General features: G+C 74.8%; 18 protein-coding genes. 6 read left to right on the top strand and 12 right to left on the bottom strand.

Annotated elements, in window-relative coordinates; translation table 11 throughout:
• Positions 1-3: 3 nt before the first annotated feature.
• Genes FS882_RS12250 through ppk2 form a run of 4 tightly spaced genes read left to right on the top strand, consistent with a single transcriptional unit; the run spans position 4 to position 2,230 of the window.
• Positions 4-744 (top strand): nucleotidyltransferase domain-containing protein, encoded by a 741-nt coding sequence (locus FS882_RS12250; protein ID WP_158373344.1) that lies wholly within the window; start codon positions 4-6, stop codon positions 742-744.
• A gap of 33 nt (positions 745-777) precedes the next feature.
• Positions 778-1,017, top strand: coding sequence for an antitoxin (locus FS882_RS12245; protein WP_158373343.1), 240 nt, complete (start codon positions 778-780; stop codon positions 1,015-1,017).
• The gene (locus FS882_RS12240) at positions 1,014-1,367 is read left to right on the top strand and encodes a type II toxin-antitoxin system PemK/MazF family toxin (protein ID WP_158373342.1); all 354 of its coding nucleotides are present in this window, start codon (positions 1,014-1,016) and stop codon (positions 1,365-1,367) included. The genes FS882_RS12245 and FS882_RS12240 overlap by 4 nt, the downstream gene beginning before the upstream one ends.
• 41 nt (positions 1,368-1,408) lie before the next feature.
• On the top strand, positions 1,409-2,230 hold the full coding sequence (gene ppk2 / locus FS882_RS12235; protein ID WP_158373341.1) for a polyphosphate kinase 2: 822 nt from the start codon (positions 1,409-1,411) through the stop codon (positions 2,228-2,230).
• Between the two features lie 25 nt (positions 2,231-2,255).
• Here ppk2 and FS882_RS12230 read toward each other — a convergent pair whose 3' ends face one another.
• From FS882_RS12230 to FS882_RS12205, 6 genes are all read right to left on the bottom strand, one after another.
• The gene (locus FS882_RS12230) at positions 2,256-4,637 is read right to left on the bottom strand and encodes a helix-turn-helix transcriptional regulator (protein WP_187365278.1); all 2,382 of its coding nucleotides are present in this window, start codon (positions 4,635-4,637) and stop codon (positions 2,256-2,258) included.
• Positions 4,638-4,768: 131 nt separating this feature from the next.
• Positions 4,769-5,413: a hypothetical protein gene (locus tag FS882_RS12225; RefSeq protein WP_187365277.1), complete on the bottom strand. Its 645-nt coding sequence runs from the start codon at positions 5,411-5,413 to the stop codon at positions 4,769-4,771.
• 5 nt (positions 5,414-5,418) lie between these two features.
• Entirely contained in the window at positions 5,419-5,850 is a 432-nt protein-coding gene (locus tag FS882_RS12220; RefSeq protein ID WP_187365276.1) for a histone-like nucleoid-structuring protein Lsr2, read from the bottom strand.
• Positions 5,847-9,845 (bottom strand): hypothetical protein, encoded by a 3,999-nt coding sequence (locus FS882_RS12215; protein ID WP_158373337.1) that lies wholly within the window; start codon positions 9,843-9,845, stop codon positions 5,847-5,849. The genes FS882_RS12220 and FS882_RS12215 overlap by 4 nt, the downstream gene beginning before the upstream one ends.
• A 1-nt stretch (position 9,846) precedes the next feature.
• Positions 9,847-10,350, bottom strand: coding sequence for a signal peptidase I (locus FS882_RS12210; protein WP_158373336.1), 504 nt, complete (start codon positions 10,348-10,350; stop codon positions 9,847-9,849).
• A gap of 91 nt (positions 10,351-10,441) precedes the next feature.
• Positions 10,442-11,044, bottom strand: coding sequence for a hypothetical protein (locus FS882_RS12205; protein WP_158373335.1), 603 nt, complete (start codon positions 11,042-11,044; stop codon positions 10,442-10,444).
• Positions 11,045-11,337: 293 nt separating this feature from the next.
• Between FS882_RS12205 and FS882_RS12200 the strand changes: the two genes are divergently transcribed.
• Together FS882_RS12200 and FS882_RS12195 are read left to right on the top strand one after the other, a co-directional pair.
• On the top strand, positions 11,338-11,838 hold the full coding sequence (locus tag FS882_RS12200; protein WP_158373334.1) for a GNAT family N-acetyltransferase: 501 nt from the start codon (positions 11,338-11,340) through the stop codon (positions 11,836-11,838).
• Positions 11,839-11,922: 84 nt separating this feature from the next.
• Positions 11,923-12,396, top strand: coding sequence for an ATP-binding protein (locus FS882_RS12195; protein WP_187365275.1), 474 nt, complete (start codon positions 11,923-11,925; stop codon positions 12,394-12,396).
• Positions 12,397-12,415: 19 nt separating this feature from the next.
• Here the strand turns inward: FS882_RS12195 and FS882_RS12190 are convergent, their stop codons facing one another.
• From FS882_RS12190 to FS882_RS12165, 6 genes are read right to left on the bottom strand one after another with little or no spacing between them, the layout of a single operon-like run.
• On the bottom strand, positions 12,416-13,339 hold the full coding sequence (locus tag FS882_RS12190) for a carbohydrate ABC transporter permease (RefSeq protein WP_158373332.1): 924 nt from the start codon (positions 13,337-13,339) through the stop codon (positions 12,416-12,418).
• Between the two features lie 16 nt (positions 13,340-13,355).
• Entirely contained in the window at positions 13,356-14,333 is a 978-nt protein-coding gene (locus FS882_RS12185) for a carbohydrate ABC transporter permease (RefSeq protein WP_158373331.1), read from the bottom strand.
• A gap of 6 nt (positions 14,334-14,339) precedes the next feature.
• Complete coding sequence (locus FS882_RS12180; RefSeq protein ID WP_158373330.1) at positions 14,340-15,239, bottom strand: phosphodiesterase; 900 nt, start codon at positions 15,237-15,239, stop codon at positions 14,340-14,342.
• On the bottom strand, positions 15,236-16,078 hold the full coding sequence (locus tag FS882_RS12175; protein ID WP_158373329.1) for a tyrosine-protein phosphatase: 843 nt from the start codon (positions 16,076-16,078) through the stop codon (positions 15,236-15,238). The genes FS882_RS12180 and FS882_RS12175 overlap by 4 nt, the downstream gene beginning before the upstream one ends.
• Complete coding sequence (locus FS882_RS12170) at positions 16,075-17,439, bottom strand: extracellular solute-binding protein (RefSeq protein WP_158373328.1); 1,365 nt, start codon at positions 17,437-17,439, stop codon at positions 16,075-16,077. Before FS882_RS12170 ends, FS882_RS12175 begins: the two co-directional genes overlap by 4 nt.
• Positions 17,440-17,493: 54 nt before the next feature.
• Positions 17,494-18,636 carry an ABC transporter ATP-binding protein gene (locus FS882_RS12165; protein ID WP_158373327.1) on the bottom strand — a complete coding sequence of 381 codons (1,143 nt, stop codon included), beginning with the start codon at positions 18,634-18,636 and terminating at the stop codon, positions 17,494-17,496.
• Positions 18,637-18,789: the final 153 nt, after the last annotated feature.

Genomic DNA, 18,789 nt, shown 5'->3' with positions numbered 1-18,789 from the left:
GGCATGTCCGACGAGACGTTCCTCGACCACGTCGCCGACACCCTGGCGGCCCTGCCCGGGGTCGAGGCGGTGTCCCTGGGCGGTTCCCGCGCGCACGGCACCCAGCGGCCGGACAGCGACTGGGACCTCGCCGTGTACTACCGGGGTCCGTTCGACCCGCAGCACCTCCGGGACGTCGGCTGGGACGGCCACGTGTTCGAGGTCGGGGGCTGGGGCGGCGGCGTGTTCAACGGCGGGGCGTGGCTGACCGTCGAGGGCCGGCGCGTCGACGTGCACTACCGCGACCTCGCCGTCGTGGAGCACGAGGTCGACCGCGCCGAGCGGGGCGAGTTCGACATCGAGCCGCTGCTGTTCCACCTCGCCGGGTTCCCGACGTACGTCGTCGTCGCCGAGCTCGCCGGGCACCGGGTGCTGCACGGCACGCTCCCCCGCCCCGGCTTCCCCGCCGCGCTGCGCCGGACCGCGCCGGAGGTGTGGGGCGCACGGGCCGACTTCACGCTCGACGGCGCGGAGCAGCACGCGCGGGCCGGGCGCGTGGCGCAGTGCGCGGGGCTGGTCGCGGTGGCGGTGACGCAGCGGGCGCACGCGCTGCTCGCCGCGCGCGGCGAGTGGGCGACGAACGAGAAGCGGCTGCTGGACCGGGCGGGGCTGCGGGCGGTCGACGACGTGGTCCTGGGGATGACGGCGGAGCCGGCAGGGCTGCTGGCGGCGGTGGCGGCGGCGCGGGAGCTCGGCGGGAGCTGACGGCACCTGGACACCCTCGGTACGATCGACGGTATGAGTCGGAGTGAGCGGGTCACTGTGACGGTCCCGGTGCCGGACCTCGACTTCCTGAAGGAGTACGAACGCGCCCACGGCCTCCGCTCCCGCTCAGCCGCCTTCCACGCAGCCATCGCCGCCCTTCGCGAGAAGGAGCTCGAGAGCCAGTACCTCGAGGCCGACGAGCAGTGGTACGGCTCTGACGACGCGGCGGCCTGGGACCTGACATCGGGAGACGGGCTCGGGGGCGACGCATGAGGCGTGGCGAGATCTGGACCGTCGACTTCCATCCGGTGGTGGGCGCCGAGGCGGACAAGCGCACCCGGCCGGCCGTCATCGTCTCGGGCGACGGACGCAACAAGGCGTCCGAGCGCACGGGGCGCGGGGTGGTCACCGTCGTGCCGCTGACGTCGAACACCGCACGGGTCCTGGCGTTCCAGGTGCTCGTCCCCGCCGAACGGCGCAACGGCCTCGCCGCCGACTCCAAGGCGCAGGCCGAGCAGATCCGCGCGGTCGACGTGTCGCGGTTCGGCCAACGGCTCGGCTCCCTGACCCCGGAGCAGGTCGCCGCCCTGGACGAGGCGCTCCTCGTCCACCTCGCGCTGTAGACCCCTCCCACCCGGGCGGGCCACGGGCGTACGGTCCGGGGATGACGACGCCGAAGGTGCCCAAGGACGTGTACGAGGCCGAGCTGTTCCGCCTGCAGTCCGAGCTCGTGACCCTGCAGGAGTGGGTGCGCGCGACCGGCGCCCGGGTCGCCGTGGTCTTCGAGGGCCGCGACGCGGCCGGCAAGGGCGGCACGATCAAGCGGATCTCCGAGTACCTGAGCCCTCGCGTCGCGCGCATCGCGGCGCTGCCGGCTCCCACGGAGCGCGAGCGCACCGAGTGGTACTTCCAGCGGTACGCCGCGCACCTGCCCGCGGGCGGGGAGATCGTGCTGTTCGACCGGTCCTGGTACAACCGCGCGGGCGTCGAGAAGGTCATGGGGTTCTGCACCGCCGAGGAGCACGCGCGGTTCCTGCACCAGGCCCCCGTGTTCGAGCGGATGCTCATCGACGACGGCGTCCTGCTGCGCAAGTACTGGTTCTCGGTGTCCGACAAGGAGCAGCTGCGGCGGTTCCGGTCGCGGCTCGACGACCCGGTGCGGCGGTGGAAGCTGAGCCCGATGGACCTGGAGTCGATCGCGCGCTGGGAGGACTACTCGCGCGCGAAGGACGAGATGTTCGCGCACACCGACACCCCGGACAGCCCCTGGTACGTCGTGGAGTCCGACATCAAGCGGAACGCGCGGCTGAACATGATCGCGCACCTGCTGTCGACCATCCCGTACCGCGAGGTGAAGCACCCGAGGGTGAAGCTGCCGAAGCGGCCGCCCGCGGGCGCCGACTACGAGCGGCCGCCGCGCGAGCTGTTCACCCAGGTCCCGGACCACGCGGCGCGGCTGGCGGGCGACCCGGAGGCGGACGCCTGACCATCGGGGTCGCCCGCGCCCCGCGTCACGGGACGGCGAGCCCCTCGATCGCCGTGCGGTCGACTGCGCCGGTCTTGCGCTTGATGTTGCGCAGGTGGCTCTCCACGGTGCGCCGGCTGAGGAACAGCTCCTCGGCGATCGCCGTGTTCGACAGCCCGCGGGCGACGAGCTCGACGATCTGCACCTCCCGGGCGGAGAGCCGCGGGGCCAGCACGGGCGCGGCGCCGACGCGCCCGCCCAGCGCGCGCGCCTCCGCCCAGGCCAGCGCCGCCTCCTCGGGCAGCCCGTCGAGCTGGAACAGGCTCGCGGCGTCGGCGTACGCCCGCGCGGCCCCGCCCACCGCGGTGAGGCGACGCAGCCGGTCCGCGACGGTCACGAGCCGGCGGGGGTCCTCGTCGTGCATGGCCTGCTTCGCGGTGAGGTACGCCGGGAACAGCGGCCCGCCGATCCGCTCCGCCGTCTCCGCGAACGCGGCGGCGCGCGCGGGGTCGTAGCGCAGCACGATCCGGTTCATCTCGGTGGTGTTCGCGGCGAACACGTGCCCGCGCGCCCGGTGATCCTCGGCGATGACGTCGAGCACCTGCGCGGCGGCGTCGAGGGCCCCGTCGGCGTAGAGCCGCAGCGCGGACGCCCAGGCCTCCGAGCAGAACGGCAGCGCCCCGCCCCCCGGCGTGCGCGGGATCAGGCCCACCGCGGCCGCGCCGACCACCGGCTTCTCCGTGTAGAGCGCCGCCGAGGCCAGCAGCACCCGGGCCGTGCGGTCGACGGGCAGGAGCAGACCGTGGCTCGAGGCGCCGGAGCCGAGCAGGTCGAACATGTGCTGCCGGACGGCCTCCATGTCGAGCGCGGCCCCTGAGCACAGCGCGGCGACCACGCTGCCCGCGGCGTAGGCGGAGCTGTCGTCGTCCGCCGCGGCCCGGTCCAGGACGCCGCGCGCATGCGCGAGCCCCTCCTCGAACTGCCCGTCGCCGAACAGGGCGAGCCCACGGACCAGCTCGGCGCTGCCGCGCAGGAGCTCCGGCCAGCGGTCGTACCCGGGCGCCAGGAGGTCGAGCGCGTCCGTGTGCCGCCCGCGCAGCACCGACCACGCCGCATACGCCACCCGCGCGGTGCGGGAGAGGTCGTCGTCCCCGGCGATGCGGCGCAGCAGCAGGCGCCCCGCCTCAGGATCGACCCCGCCGACCTCGCTGCGCAGCAGGACCGCGAGGCTGGACACCGCGCCGTGCATCGGGGCGTGGCCGGGCAGCGCCTGCTCGAAGCGGTGGACCACCTGGTCCGGGGGCTGTCCTGCGGCGAGCGCCCACCGCGCGCCGTACCACGCGACGGCGACCGCGGCGAAGGTGTCGCCGCCGGCGGCCAGGTCCGTGCCGTCGAGCACCGCGGAGACCACGCCGCGGGGGCACGGGCCGGCGAGCGCGAGGCGCAGCACGGCAGCGGCACTCGCCACGCAGCGGTCCACCTGCCAGGCACGGAACGCCGTGCTGAGGGTCTCCCGGTGCCGGCGCAGCAGGACGTGCGCGAGCAGACCCGAGGTGCGGTCCGGCGTCGTCCCGGTACCCACGAGTGCGGCGAGGCGGTCGCGGCGGCTCGGGGGGCAGCTCGCCTCGAGGTGGTCGGCCAGGCCCGGCGGGTGCACGAGGACGGCGTCCGTCCCGCGCGCGCGGACCGTCCGCACCAGACCCAGGTCCTCCAGCTCGTCGAGCGCGGCCGTGGTCAGCAACCGCTCCGCGGTCCCGCGCGGCACCGGTCCCGACACCGCCAGCGCCTCCGCCGACTGGCGCGCCTCCGCGGGCAGGCCGTCGACCTCGACCTCGAACACCGTCCCCTCCGCGCGAGCACCCGGCTCCGCCGCCACCCACAAGCCGTCGACCTGCTCCAGCCGACCGCCGGCGATCGACGACTCGAGGACGGCCACCGCCGCCCCCGGCAGGCCGCCGGAGTCCGTGTGGACGCGCGCGGTCACCGCCGGCGACAGGTCTGGCCCGAACCGGTCCGCCAGCACCTCGTGCAGGTCCTCGACCGCGACCGGTCCGAGGGCCACCCGCACGAGCGGCTGGCACCGGTCCGCGAGCCAGGAACCGCCACGGCCGGGCTTCCGCGACGCGCAGACGGCACCGAGGAGCACCACCCCGCACCGCGCGTGCAGCAGACCCAGGACAGCGCGCGACCGCCGGTCGAGCAGGTCGGCGTCGTCGACGACGACCACGGACTCGCCACCCTCCAGCAGGTCCGCGAGCACCCGGTGCAGCCGGGGCAGCGTGTCGGCGGCGCCCATGGTCCCGGCGAGCACCCGCGGCGGGAGGCCCAGCCGCAGCGCCTCGAGGTCGGGGAGGTCGGCGTCGCCACCCACCCGCAGCACCGTGCGCCCCAGCCCCTCGAGCGTGCTCGCGGCCTCCTCGACCAGCATGCTCCGGCCCGATCTCCGCGGTCCGACGACCTCGACGCTGGTCCCGCGCAGCGCCGTGGCGACGACGCGGCGCAGCTCCTCGTCACGGGCGCGGAGGGTGCCGCGTGCCGGACACGGGCGCCCGACGTCGATCACGGACGCGCGCGACGGGCGTCGCGGGCGAGCGCCGCCCCGGCAACCAGCAGGACGGCCGCGGCACCGACGAGGGCGGCCCCCGGGCCCGTGAGGGCGAGTCCGCGTCCGGCCCCGCCTGCGCGAGGCTGCGTCGCCTCGGCCCCCGTCCGCACGTAGCTCACGGAGAACGTCGCCCGGACCGCTGCGTCCGCGCCGGCACCGAGCGCCGCGACGACAGGGACGGGGTCGCGGAGGGACACCCGCACCGGGATGCGGGTGAGCGAGCCTCCTTCGGCGGACGGCTCCGAGCCGACGGCGTCGGCGTAGCTCCGGGTGTCGGAGAGCGTCCCGGCGTCGTACCAGCGCACGTCCCCGCCCGGCAGCACCCGCCCGTACTCGACGACGAGCGACCGGGCGAGCGCCGGGACGTCCGGACCCTCGACCTCGAGGACGCCGTCGTACGCGACCGCCGACGTCGCGACCAGGACCCACTCGCCGGAGACGGCGCCGGGCGCTGCGAGGTCGAAGGTGTGCACCAGCGGCTCACCGGTCACCTGCAGCCCTTCGCCCGGCGCGGCGTGCGCGGGTGCCGTCCCGCCGAGCACCAGCCCGGCCGCCAGCACGAGGCCGGCCCGTCGTCCCCGGGAGCGCTCGGCCCTCATCACCCTCACCACGTCCCGTCCTCGCCGAATGTGCCCGGCGACGCGCACCCCTCGAGGAGCCGGTGCCCCCCGTCCAGGCCGTGCTGCGCCAGGTACAGCTGCACCACCGCGTCCGGGATCCTCCCGCGCCCGGCGACGCGCAGCCCTGCCCGGCGGGCCCATGCCCGCACGTCCGAAGCCGCGGGGCGAGACCCGGCCGGCCAGCGCGAGCCCTCTCGGCCGGTCCCGCCACCCCGCCGCCCGCGCGCGAGCTCCCGCTCCCGGCGCCACCAGCCGAGCAGCTCGTCGAGCGAGTCCCCGACCGCTGCCAGGTCGGGGGCGTCGCGGCCGACCTGCGCGGCCAGCACGCGCACCGCCGCCGTGGGGAGCGGCGGACGACGGCGCGACCCCGGAGACGTCCGGGGACGCCCGCGGGCCGTGCCGGTGCCGTCGCTCACCAGGCGTCCCGACCCGGCAGCGCGTCGACCAGCACGACGCGCGGGGTGACGCGGACGTGCACCGACGGCAGGCGCACCACGGTCAGCCGCGCGGTCCCCGAGACCACACCGGCCGGGCTCGCCTCGTTCGACACCACCGCGCGGAACCGCCGCCCCCCGTCGGCCCACCGCGCCACCGGCACCACGTACTCCCACGACCCCGCCGACTCACCCGGCGCATCCACCCACGACACCCCGTCGTCCGACTGCTGCCACCGCACCGCCAGACCACCCTCGGACGCCGACGACACCGACGCCGCCACCCGGAACCGCGCCGCAGCACCCTCCACCACCGACACGTCCACCGGGTCCTCGGTGATCACCACCCGACCCACCACCGTCAACCGCCCCACCTCGGACGTCACCGTGCCCGCCGCGTTCGACACCACCACCCGCACCCGCAACCCGTCGTTCGCCGCCGACGACGCCACCGAGTAGCTCCCGCTCGCAAGAGACGACGCCGAACCCCTCGTCTGCCACGACGCACCCCCGTCGACACTCACCTCCCACTGCGCCGACAGGTCCTCACCCACCGCCGCGTACCGGAACACGACCGAACCTGAGCCCACCGCCACCGTCACGTCCTGCGGGTGCTCCGTCACCACCGGCGCCGGCGCCGACCGCTCCTCCACCGTCAACCGCGCGGCGTCCGACCAGACCGACCCCGCCTCGTTGGCGAACTGCACCCGGTACCACCACCCGTCCATCTCGCGGTACGTGGGATCGACGACCAGCGGCGCCTCCCCGCCGTCGGACACCGGCAGCCACGTCACCCCGCCGTCCGGCGAGTACTGCCAGCGCACCGAGGTCGGTGCCTCCGTGCCCCCGTACGCGCCGGTGAACGACACCGACTCCCCCTCGGTCACGCTGCGATCCGCGGGATGCACCGTCACCACCGGCAACGCCGCGCTCACCGTCAGCCGCGCGGTCCCCGAGACCACACCGGCCGGGCTCGCCTCGTTCGACACCACCGCACGGAACCGCCGCCCCCCGTCGGCCCACCGCGCCACCGGCACCACGTACTCCCACGACCCCGCCGACTCACCCGGCGCATCCACCCACGACACCCCGTCGTCCGACTGCTGCCACCGCACCGCCAGACCACCCTCGGACGCCGACGACACCGACGCCGCCACCCGGAACCGCGCCGCAGCACCCTCCACCACCGACACGTCCACCGGGTCCTCGGTGATCACCACCCGACCCACCACCGTCAACCGCCCCACCTCGGACGTCACCGTGCCCGCCGCGTTCGACACCACCACCCGGAACAGCCGCCCGTCGTTCGCCGCCGTCGCCTGCACCGAGTAGCCGCCGCTCGTCGAGGACCCGGTGGTCACCAGCGTCCACGACCCACCCCCGTCGGAGCTCGTCTCCCACCGCACCGACAGGCCCTCACCCACCGCCGCGTACCGGAACGCGACCGCACCTGAGCCCACCGCCACCGTCACGTCCTGCGGGTGCTCGGTGATCAGCGGCGCCGTCTGCACCGTCACGGTCGCGGGGTCCGACGCGACCCCGGCCGTGCTGGTCTGGTTCGACACCAGCGCGCGGTACCGCCGCCCGCTCTCCGCCGCCGACAGCGCGGGGGTCGTGTACGCCCACTGCCGCGCCGACGCCCCGGGCGCATCGGACCAGGTCGCCCCCCGGTCGTCCGACTGCTGCCACTGCACGGCCAGGTCGCCCTCGGCGCCCGAGGACACCGTCGCCGCCGCCCGCAACGTCGCCGTCGCACCCTGGGCCACCGTCACGTCCGCCGGGTGGTCGGTGATCCGCACAGCGCCGACGACCGACAACGTCGCCGGCTCCGACGTCACGCTGCCGACCGCGTTCGACACCACCGCACGGTACCGGTACCCGTTCAGCACGGTGCTCTGCGCAGCGGACACCGACAGCGTCCAGTCCGCGCCACCCGTGCTCGCGCTCACGTCGACCCACCCCGCCGTCGGCCCCGGCGCCCGCTGCCACTGCACCGACAGGTCCGAGCCCGTCGCCACGACGGTGAACGACGCCGACCCCGCCATCGGCATCGTCACGTCCTGCGGATGCGTCGCGATCACCGGCGGCGTCAGCACCCGCACGATCGCGGGGTCCGAGACGACGAAGGCCGTGCTGCTCTGATTCCACGCCAGCGCGCGGTACCGCCGTCCGTCCTCCGCCGTCGACAGCACCGGGGTCGTGAACGTCCACTCCCCCGCCTCCCGCGCCGCGGTCCCCGGCGCGTCCGACCAGGTCGCGCCCCGGTCGTCGGACTGCTGCCACCGCACCGCCAGGTTGCCCTCGACCCCCGACTCCATCGCCGTCGCCGCCCGGAACGTCGCGGTCGCCCCCTCGGCCACCGTCAGATCAGCCGGGTGCTGGGTGAACCGGGCGGTACCGATGATCGACAAGGTCGCCGGCTCGGAGGTCACGCTGCCGGCCGCGTTCGACACCACCGCACGGTACCGATACCCGTTCAGCGTGGCGGCGTTCTGCCCGGCGGAGATCGACAGCGTCCAGCTCCGCCCGCCGACGCCCGCGCTCACGTCGCTCCACGCCGCCGTCGGCCCCGGCGCCTGTTGCCACTGCACCGACAGGTCCGACCCCGTCGCCGCGACGGTGAACGACGCCGTCTCCCGCAGGGGGATCGTCACGTCCTGCGGGTGCTCCGTGATCACCGGCGCCGTCAGCACCGTCACGGTCGCGGGGTCCGACGCGACCCCGGCCGTGCTGGTCTGGTTCGACACCAGCGCGCGGTACCGCCGCCCGCTCTCCGCCGCCGACAGCGCGGGGGTCGTGTAGGCCCACTGCCGCGCCGACGCCCCGGGCGCATCGGACCAGGTCGCCCCCCGGTCGTCCGACTGCTGCCAGCGCACCGCCAGGTCGCCCTCGACCCCCGAGGACACCGTCGCCGCCGCCCGCAACGTCGCCGTCGCACCCGGGGCCACCGTCACATCAGCCGGGTGCTCGGTGATCCGCACAGCGCCGATGATCGACAAGGTCGCCGGCTCCGACGTCACGCTGCCGGCCGCGTTCGACACCACCGCACGGTACCGGTACCCGTGCACTGCGGTGCTCTGCCCGACGGACACCGACAACGTCCAGGCCCTGCCGCCCGCGCTCGCGCTCACGTCGCTCCACGCCGCCGTCGGGGACGACGACCGCTGCCACTGCACCGACACGTCCGACCCCGTCGCCGCGACGGTGAACGACGCCGACTGCCCCATCGGGATCGTCACGTCCCGCGGGTGCGTCGTGACCACCGGCGCCGTCAGCGCGGACCGCACGGTGAGCCTCGCCGCGTTGGTGAGGACCGATCCCGACGCGTTGCTGAACCGCGCGCGGTACCGTGCGCCGTCCATGCTCGCGGCGGCTGCGCCCAGGGACAGGGTGGTGGCGGTGCCCCCGGGGACGTCGCCCCAGGTCGTCCCCTGGTCCGTCGAGACCTGCCACTGCGTGCTCACCGCCGATGCGGTACCGCCGTACGAGGCGGAGAAGGTCACCGGAACCCCGACGTCCACGGTGCGGTCGGTCGGGTGCCCGGTCACCGTCGGCACTGCCGGCGCGACCCGAAGCACCGACGGGTCCAGGTCGATCACGTTGAAGAACACCCGGACCCGGAGCCGGTACTGGTAGCCGTCCATCGCGAGGGTGACGCCGGGGACCGTGAGCATCCGCTCGGTGGTCTGCCCGTCCACGAACGCCCAGGTCGACCCCCCGTCCGTCGAGCGCTGCCACGCCGTCTCCTCGGCGAGGCCTCCCCAGGTGTCGGAGATGTACTGCCGCAAGTCGATGGTGAGCGTGCCGCCCTCGATCACGGTGTAGGTCGGCGCCGGCTGACGGGACGCGTCGCCGGCCGCCGACGGGACCACCGGCGCGGCGCGGTCCGGCGGGGCCGCGAGCGCCGCGCCGGGCGCCCCCAGCAGCAGCACCAGCACGAGCACGACGGCGGTGCGCAGGGTGGTCGCGCGCATCATCTCAGCCCACCTCCGACCGCGCGGGGCGCATGGCGTGCGCGCCGCGCCGGGGACGTCGGGCGGGCACCAGCAGCAGGCCCAGCACGGCCACGCCCAGGACCACCCGGCCGGTCAGCGTCAGCGACCAGGACAGCGCCGCACCCGCCCACCCGGTGAGTGCCGCCCGCGGCGCGCCGACGACCGCGTCCTGCGTCACCGGGCGCGGGTCCCGGTCCGCGTTCGCATCGCCCTGCAGCCACGCACCGCCGTCGGTGACCTCGACCACGCGGTGCACGTAGCTCGTGCCGCCGCCGGCCAGCTCGACCACGACGGGCCGGCCGACCCGGGCGAGCTCGTCACCGGTCGGCCGTTGCACCACGAGGACGTCGCCCGCCTCGTAGGTCGGCGACATCGACCCGCTCGTCACCGTCAGCAGCATGTCGCCGCTCGCCCACGTCCAGGCGAGCGGGACGACCAGCACCGCGGCGAGCAGCACGGCGACGGCACGGGCGACGAGGCGGACCATCGGACTCCCTCACGGATGGGACACGGCGGGTGGATCAGGGCACGGGGCCGCCCGGGCGGCGCACACACGGCGCACCGCCCGGGCGGGACGCTCAGGGCGTCGTCTGCAGCGGGTCGAGGTAGCTGACGACGAAGTCCGCGGTGACCCGCAGCTCGTCGCCCTCGTCGCCCGCGTCCACCAGGTCGGCGGGGTCGACGAGCGTCAGACGCACCGGGACCGTCACCGACGCGTCGCCGGCGACCTCGTCGATGCCGAGCACGTCGGCGAACGTCGCGGGGGCGGCGAGGGTGCCTGCCGACCGCCACGCCGTCACGGCTCCGCCGGCGTCCGTGACGCCGTAGTCCACGGAGATGGCGGCGGCGAGCTCGGCCGACACGTCGTTGCGCACCTCGAACGCGGCGTCGAACGTCGCCGCCCGCGGGCCCTCGTTGGCCAGGGTCCAGGTGGCCTGCACCCGGTCGTTGAGCACGGTCGTGTCGAACGTCTTGTCGATCGGGTCGCCCGTGACGACGAGCCGCGCGCCGTCCGGCCGGTCCGTGTCGGACGGGACGGCCGCGCGGAACTCGTTCCCCGTGATGCTGGTGTACAAGGTGCTGAGGGCGCCGGTGCCGGCCATCGCCGCCACCAGGACGGCCGCGCCGCCCGCCACCCACGCCCGCCGACGCGCCGAACCCTGCCGGTGCTGTGCGCTCATGTGTCTGTCTCCCGATCCACTCGTCGTCCGGCGCCCGCCCACCCCGGGGAGCGCAGCCGCCGGCCGGCCCCCGGCGTGGACCGGCGAGGTGTGCTCACAGGCTGCTGTCCCGGAGCGCGCGCCCATCCCCGGCGGCCTGCGGTTCCGTGACCCGGCCCGGCCCGGTGCGGGTCCGCGTACCCGGATCGCGCGTCCCACCGGGGCCGCGCTTAGGACCAACGTCCTGACCCGGTGCGCGGGCGCGGCCGAGCGGCTCCCGCGCGCGCCCGCGACGTGGAGTACCGTCCCCGGCGATGACCACGACCGCCGCCTCCCCGCCCGTGATCGCCGTCGACGACCCGCGCTCCCCCGACGTGCGTGCGCTGCTGACCCGGCACCTGGAGCTCATGCACGCGCAGAGCGACCCGGAGGACGTGCACGCCCTCGACGTGGCCGCGCTCACCGCCCCGCACATCACGTTCGTCAGCGCCCGCGACGGCGACGGCGGCGTCCTGCTCGGCGTCGGGGCGCTCGCCGAGATCGAGCCGGGGCACGGCGAGATCAAGTCGATGCACACGGCCGAGGCGGCCCGGCGCCGCGGGATCGCTGGGTCGCTGCTCGCGCACCTCGTCGCCCTCGCCGTGGACCGCGGGTACGCCCGGGTCAGCCTCGAGACCGGCAGCGACGAGCACTTCGCGGCGGCGCGGGCGCTGTACGCCCGGGCGGGCTTCGTCGAGTGCCCGCCGTTCGCGGCCTACGCGCCGAGCCCGGCGTCCACCTTCCTGACGCTGGACCTCACCACCCGAATGCGCTGATTCGTCCCGTTTGAGTGGCGTGGAGCCCGGGCGCCACCTACCGTCGAGGGCGGCCCAGACCCGTCACCGACCATGGAGGACACCGTGGTGCACCCCGCCGACGAGGCAGCCGCCCGGCCCCAGGAGGACGCGGGCATCGTCTCGTCCCGCCCGCCGGAGCGGTTCCGGCCCGTGCGCTCGTGGAGCCTCGACTCGGTGACCGACCTCTCCCGCGTGCGCAACGAGCTGCTCGCGGAGATCACCGCGCCGCACGCCGCTCCGCAGGACGCGCTCGGGCGCGTGCCGGAGAACATGGTGCTCGTCGCCTCCGAGCTCGCCACCAACGCGCTCCAGCACGGGCTGCCGCCCACGGTGCTGTCCCTGCTCGTGGACGCGGACGACTACCTCCTGGACGTCTGCGACACCGACCTGGAGACCACGCCGGTGATCGCCGGCGTGCGCCCCTCCGGCGCGGGCGGCTTCGGCCTGCTGATCGCGCACCGGCTGTCGCAGGAGGTCGGCTGGTACACCACCGACTCGACCAAGCACGTCTGGGCGGTCTTCCCCGCGCAGCGCTGACGCCCGGCGCTCAGGGCGGCTACTTCAGCCCCGAGCGCACGAACGCGTCCACGACGTACCGCTGCAGGAACAGGTAGATCAGCAGGATCGGCACGCACGCCAGGCCCGAGGCAGCCATGACGGCGCCCCAGTTGTTCCCCTCGGCGCCCAGGAAGCTCCGGATGCCGACCTGGACCAGCTGATCCGTCGACCGCAGCACCAGGGACGGCCACAGGTACTCGTTCCACGCCGAGATGAAGAGCATGATCGACAGCGCCGCGAGCGCCGGCCGCATGTTCGGCACCACCACCCGCCAGAGCGTGCCCCACGACGACCGGCCGTCCATCTGCGCGGCGTCCAGCAGGTCGGACGGGAACGCCTGCATGTGCTGCCGCATCAGCATGACCGCGAACGCCGAGCACAGGTTCGGCACCACCACGCCCGCGACGGTGTCGAGCAGCCCGAGCTGCGACACCAGCAGGTAGTTCGGGATCATCGTGACCTGGAACGGCACCAGCCAGGACCCCACGAACAGCAGGAACAGCAGCTTGCGGCCGGGGAACGACCACCGGGCGAACCCGTAGGCCGCGAGGATCGCGACGAGCAGCTGCGCGACGGCCAGCACCAGCGACATGCCGAACGTGTTGAGCAGCATCGACCCCAGCGGGATGGCGTCCCAGACGTACCGGAGGTTGTCCAGGCTGATCGGCCAGACCACCGGGTTCTGGGACAGGGCGTCGTCGGGCGCGCGCAGCGCCGTGGCGAACATCCAGTAGACCGGGAACACGCTGACCAGCGCGAGCACGGCGAGCAGCAGGTGCGCGCCCGACAGTCCCGCGAGGCGGGCGATCCCGCGGGGCCGGTCGGATCCGCGCTGCGCGGGCGCGGGCACTGCCGCGGGCGGGGCGGCGGCGGGCCCGGGGGCCACGCGGCCCGCGGGCGCGGGCAGGACGACGAATGCCATGACGGTCGGCGCTCCCTCAGTTGTCGTAGAAGCTCAGGCGCTCGGACAGCTCGACGAACACGGCCGCGACGATGCCGAACCCGACGAAGAAGATCGTCCCGGCGGCGGCCGACAGGCCGGCGTCGAAGTTCCGGAACCCGAACTGGTAGAGCAGGTAGTAGATGTTCGTGGAGGCCGTGCCGGGCCCGCCCTGCGTGAGGATGTCGATGACCGGGTACGTCCACTGCGCCGACAGCAGGATCGTCATGAGCCCCAGGAACACGAGCGTGGGCGACAGCAGCGGCAGCGTGATCCGCCAGGTGATCGTGCCCGCGCCGGCGCCGTCCATGGACGCGGCCGACGCGTAGTCGGGGTTGATGCCGGCGAGGCCGGCCGACACGACGAGCACGCCGAACCCGAGCATCTGCCAGCCGACGATGACGATGACCGCCCAGATGACCGTCGACGGGTCGCGGAACACGTTGCCGATCTCGATGCCGGCTGAGCGCAGCGTCTCGGTGAGCGCTCCGCCCTCCTCCGCGAACAGCCACCGCCACACGGCGCTCGTCGCGACCGGGGTGATGAGGTACGGGACGAAGATCAGCGCCTGGTAGACGGTCCGGGCCCGGCCGGTGACCCGGCGTGCCACCAGGGCGAACACCAGCGGGAACACGACCGAGAACACCAGGAACGCACCCGTGTAGAGCAGCGTGTTCCGCAGCGCGTCGTGCAGCTCGGGCAGCGCCAGGCCGTCGGCGTAGTTCTGCGCGCCGACGAACGTCATCGGCGAGGTGGGGACCAGGTTCCAGTCGTAGACGGACAGCCGGAAGGTCTCGACGAGCGGCTTGTAGACCCACACCACCAGCAGCACGACGGCCGGCAGCAGGTACAGGTACGGCACCAGCCGCCGGGCGGCCCGCCGACCGGCGGAGGAAGCAGCGAGGACGGGACCCGCCGCCTCCTCCGCCGGAGCAGCCGACCCGGCCGCGGCCGGGGGGTCGAGGGTGACGAACACGGTCGGTCAGTCCTCCACCGACGCGGCGACGGCGGCGAGCTGCTGCTCCTCGGACATCGCGAGGAACGCGTCGAGCTGCTCGGCCGACATCTCGTAGACCGTCGGGAACCGGCCGATCGGCACCACCGAGTGCACGACGCGGTCGCCGTAGACGTGCACCAGGTTGTACGCCTGCGCGCCGTCCTGGCCGCGGGCCGCGGGGTACCGCACCTGCAGGTCCTGCGTGTAGCAGGTGGCCGACGCGACCGACACCGGCACCCCGGCGAACGTCGAGCTGGTCGAGTAGTGCAGGTGGCCGCCGAGCACGCCGCGGACGTCGGTGCCGCGGACGACCTCGGCCAGCCGCTCCTGGTCGCGCAGCTCCACCAGCGCGATCAGCCCGAGCGGGCTCGGCACGGGCGGGTGGTGCAGCGCGAGCAGCGTGCCGTGCGGCGCCGGGGTGGCGAGCACGTCGCGCAGCCAGTCGAGCTGCTCGTCGTCGATCGCGCCGTAGTGCTGGCCGGGGACGGTCGAGTCGAGCACGACGATCCGCAGTCCGTTGACGTCGTGCACCCGGTCCACCGACGCGGTGCCGTCCTGGTCGAGCAGCCCGGCGCGGAAGGCGCCGCGCTCGTCGTGGTTGCCCATGACCCAGATGACCTCGGCGCCGACGGCGGCCGCGGCCGGCTCGACCATGGCCCGGAGCCGGGCGTAGGCGTCGGGCCGGCCGGTGTCCGCCAGGTCCCCGGTGAACACGATCGCCTCGGGGCGGGCGCCCGACCTCGCCAGGCCCTCGAGCATGAGCGCGAGGTTCGCGTCCGAGTCGATGACCTCGTGCAGCCTCTCGCCGTCGGCGACGAAGTGCGTGTCGCTGATGTGCAGGATCGTGTGGTCGGGCAGGCCGTGCTGGCTGTGCAGCGCGCTCATCGGGGGTCCTCCGTCGGGGTCGGGATGGTGCCGGGGGCCGCGTCCGCGGGCGCTGCGACGGGCTCGACCAGCCGGGCGCGGAGTGCCGCCAGGTCGTCGTCCGTCAGCCCGTGGGCCGCGAGGTAGGCCGCCGCGGAGCCGTGCTCCGCCTCGACCCGGGTGAGCAGGGCGGTCAGCACCGGGGCGGGGCTGGCCGTGACGATCTCGACGACGCCGGGCGGCAGCTCGCCGGCCGTGCCGAGGGAGGACGCCGCCGCCAGCGCCTCCCGCGCCCAGTCGCCGGCCAGGTGCTCGGCGCTGCGGGCGTAGTCCGCGGCGACCACCTCGACCGGGACGCCGACCGCCCGCAGGGCGAGCGCGACGACCAGGCCGGTGCGGTCCTTGCCGGCCGTGCAGTGCACGATCGACGCGCCCTCGCCGGCCCGGGCCAGGGCGGCCACCGCGCGGGTCAGGGCGTCCCCGCGGCCGTCCACCATGGCGTCGTACAGGGTGGCCAGGTCGATCCGGCCGGTGAGCAGCGCCGCAGGTGCGGCGTCCGCGAACACCGGCAGGTGTGCGACCTCGACGTCCAGGCCGTCGAGCCGGCTCGGCGCGGCCAGCAGCTCGCGCTCGTCCCGCAGGTCGACCACGAGCCGGACGCCGCGGCCGGCCAGCGCCGCGAGGTCGCCCGCGGTCAGCCGGTGCAGCGCGTCCGAGCGGAGCAGCGCGCCCCACCGGGTGCGGCCGACGACCGCACCGTCCGCGTCGAGCACCGGGTAGCCGCCCGTGTCCCGCAGGTTGTGCGTGCCCTCGAGCGCGATCAGGCGCTCGGTGCCGGGCAGCGACTCGGTGGCGCTCACTCGGCGATCAGCCCCTGCGCGCGCTCCTGGGCGTCGGCCATCGTCGCGGCCGGGTCCTCGCCGTAGAACACCGAGTCCTCGATCGCGGTCGCCAGCAGGTCGTCGACCTGGACGTACGAGTCGCCCGGGTAGGAGACCCACGGCTCCAGGTCGTCGAGCTGGTCGAGGTTCGGCTGCACCAGCGGGTTGGACTGCGTCCAGTCGTACAGCGCGCCGCCTTCCTCGGTGAGCGAGGTGCGCAGCGGGAGGTAGCCGATGCCGGTGGAGATCTTCTCGTACGCGTGGTCGCTCGTCATGAACTGCATGAACTCCCACGACGCCCGCTGCTTGGCCGGGTCCTGGCTGAACATGAACAGCGCCGAGCCGGAGTTGGTGGGCACCACCTGCTGGTCGCCGAACGCCGGCATCCCGGTGTTCGCCAGCGTCCAGCCGCCGGCGGCCGCAGCCGCCATGAACGTGGACTGCAGGGCCGAGGTGTTCAGCTGGAACACGGTGTCGCCGCGCGCGAACGACTCGTACTGCGCGGTCGAGTCCTCGTTCGCCAGCACGCCCGCGTCGAACAGGTCGCGGAGCTCCTGGACGGCCGCGACCGCGCCGTCCTCGCCGAACTCGATCGTGCTGCGGTCCTCGCTGAGCACCCGGCCGCCGGCCGACCGGATCATGCCCTGCATGCACCAGGAGCCGCCCTTGACGGCGCACGAGATCGACAGCGACGGCTTCCCGGTCTGCGCGGTCACCGCGGCGGCGGCCTGCTCGACGGCGTCCCACGTCGACAGGTCGACGTCGGCCGGCAGGCCCGCGGCCTCCAGCGCCGAGGCGTTGTAGAACAGCACCGGGGTCGAGAACACGTAGGGCATGCCGTAGAGCTCGCCGTCCCAGTCGCCGAGCGTCGCCGCGCGCTCGTGCATCGGGTGCTCGCCGCCGAGCGCCTCGTCGACCGCGTCCGACCCGACGAGCTGCTCGACCGGCTGGGCGCCGAGCTCGGTGACCGCGAAGTCGAGGGTGTCGAAGGTCAGCTGCGCGACGTCCGGAGGGTTGCCCGCGAGCATCTGGGTCTGCACGGAGCCGACCGTGTTGCTGCCGGCGGCGCCCGTGGTCTGGGTCGGCTGGGCCTTGACGGTGATGTTCGGGTGCTCGGCCTCGAAGTCGGCGACCAGGCCCTCGATCGTGTCCGTCCAGGCGCCGGCCTGGAGCAGGTTGTAGCTCTCGAACACGATCTCGACCTGCTGGTCCGGGTCGAGCTCCGGGATGACGTCCGAGGTGCTCGCGGCGGTCGTGGTGCCGGCGGTGGCGCAGCCGGTCAGCGCGAGCGCCGTCACGCCGGCCAGGGCCAGCGTGCGCGTGCGGGTGGAGGTGCGCATGGGGGTCTCCTGCGTTCGGGTGGGATGCGGGGGTGGGCGGTTCAGGGGCCGTCGTCAGGCGGCCGCGAGGGCCGGGTCGCCCGCGGGGGCGGTCTCCGGGTCGGCCACCCACTGCAGGCGGCGCCCGGTCTCCCGGTCGAACAGGTGGGTGTGCGCGACGGGGGCGTGCAGCCGGGCGGCCTCGCCGACCCGGACGACCACCTCGCGCGGCGCGCGGACCGCGAGGCGCGACCCCCCGCTGCGGACGTAGACGACCTGCTCGCTGCCGAGGTTCTCGACGGTGTCCACGACGCCGTCGAACGCGACGCCCGGGCGGGTGCCCGCGGGCGTCGTCGGGTCGACGAACGTGAGGTGCTCCGGGCGGACGCCCAGCACTGCGTCGAGCGGCGGCGTGGCGCCCGGCCAGAGCACCCCGCCGGCGTCGGGCGCCGACACGCGGACGGACCCGCCGTCCGACGTGAGGGTCGCGTCCAGCAGGTTCATCGCGGGGCTGCCGAGGAAGCCCGCGACGAAGACCGACGCCGGCCGGTCGTACACCTCGGCGGGGGTCCCCAGCTGCTCCAGGTCGCCGGCGTTCAGCACGGCGATCTTGGTCGCCATGGTCATCGCCTCGACCTGGTCGTGGGTCACGTAGACGAAGGTGGCGCCGAGGCGGCGGTGCAGGTCCGTCAGCTCCTGCCGGGTGGCGGTGCGGAGCTTGGCGTCCAGGTTCGACAGCGGCTCGTCCATGAGGAACGCGCGCGGTGCGCGGACCAGGGCGCGGCCGACCGCGACGCGCTGGCGCTGGCCGCCGGACAGCTGGCGGGGCTTGCGCTGCAGCAGGTGGTCGATCTCCAGGCTGGCCGCGACCTCGGCGACCCGGGTCGCGACCTCGGCGGTGGGCACCCGGCGCACCTTCAGCGGGAACGCGAGGTTCTTCGCGACCGACAGGTGCGGGTAGAGCGCGTAGCTCTGGAACACCATCGCCAGGTCGCGGCGCTTGGACGGCTCGTGCGTGATGTCGCGGCCGTCCAGCAGCACCTGGCCGCCGGTCGGCTCCAGCAGCCCCGCCAGCATCCGCAGCAGGGTCGTCTTGCCGCAGCCGCTGGGGCCCAGCAGGACCAGGAAGTCGCCGTCCTCGATGGTGAGGTCGACGCTGTTCACGGCGACGGTGCTGCCGAAGCGGCGGGCCAGGCCGCGGATCTCGATGGCGCTCATCGGTCCTCCGGGATGGAACGGGTTTCCACTCCGATGTTCCGACACGGAGCGGCGTTACATCCGCAGCATGGGCGGCCCCGGTGAACGGCGGGCGTGCAGCAGGCGAACCCTCGGCCCCCGGTGCCGGAACTCTGGCGTCGTGGTCACGGCCCG

The organism is Cellulosimicrobium cellulans (assembly GCF_007679345.1).
In the GTDB taxonomy this organism is placed as follows: Bacteria; Actinomycetota; Actinomycetes; order Actinomycetales; family Cellulomonadaceae; genus Cellulomonas; species Cellulomonas cellulans_A.
Note: the sequence above shows the minus strand (reverse complement) of the source record. Positions and strands in the feature narration are given on the sequence as shown.